Origin of the sequence: Burkholderia sp. E168m23 (assembly GCF_016586125.1) — a bacterium.
In the GTDB taxonomy this organism is placed as follows: domain Bacteria; phylum Pseudomonadota; class Gammaproteobacteria; order Burkholderiales; family Burkholderiaceae; genus Burkholderia; species Burkholderia orbicola.
This window is the reverse complement of sequence record NZ_BCPP01001703.1, coordinates 1-553: the sequence shown is the minus strand read 5'-3', so window position 1 is coordinate 553 and position 553 is coordinate 1. Positions and strand designations below refer to the sequence as shown.

The window sequence follows — 553 nt, the reverse complement described above, 5'->3', positions numbered from 1 at the left end:
TTCATCTGCGAACGCTCGGTATCGCCGGCCGTATCGCGATCGGCCTGCGACGCCGGCGCGAGGCGCGCGCGCTCGATCGCATCGAGGTACTCGGGCGTCACCGCGCCGGTGATGTAGTTGCCGTCGAAACACGACGCCTCGAAGTGCTCGAGCTTCGGGTTGATGTCGCGCACCGCGCGGCGCAGATCGTCGACGTCCTGATAGATCAGGTGGTCGGCGCCGATGATCTTCGCGACTTCTTCGTCGGTGCGGCCGTGCGCGACGAGTTCGCCACGCGTCGGCATGTCGATGCCGTACACGTTCGGGAACTTCACGGGCGGCGCCGCCGACGCGAAGATCACCGACTTCGCACCCGCATCGCGCGCCATCTGCACGATTTCGTGCGAGGTCGTGCCACGCACGATCGAATCGTCGACGATCAGCACGTGCTTGTCCTTGAACTCGATGCTCATCGCATTGAGCTTCTGGCGCACCGACTTCTTGCGCACGGCCTGCCCCGGCATGATGAAGGTCCGGCCGACGTAGCGGTTCTTGAAGAAGCCTTCGCGATACT

Annotated in this window: 1 protein-coding gene; it reads right to left on the bottom strand. The window is 64.4% G+C overall.

Features of this window, described 5'->3' with window-relative positions; genetic code table 11:
• A partial coding sequence (locus tag JMF90_RS39765) for an amidophosphoribosyltransferase (protein ID WP_268906113.1) occupies window positions 1–553 on the bottom strand: 553 nt, incomplete at both ends.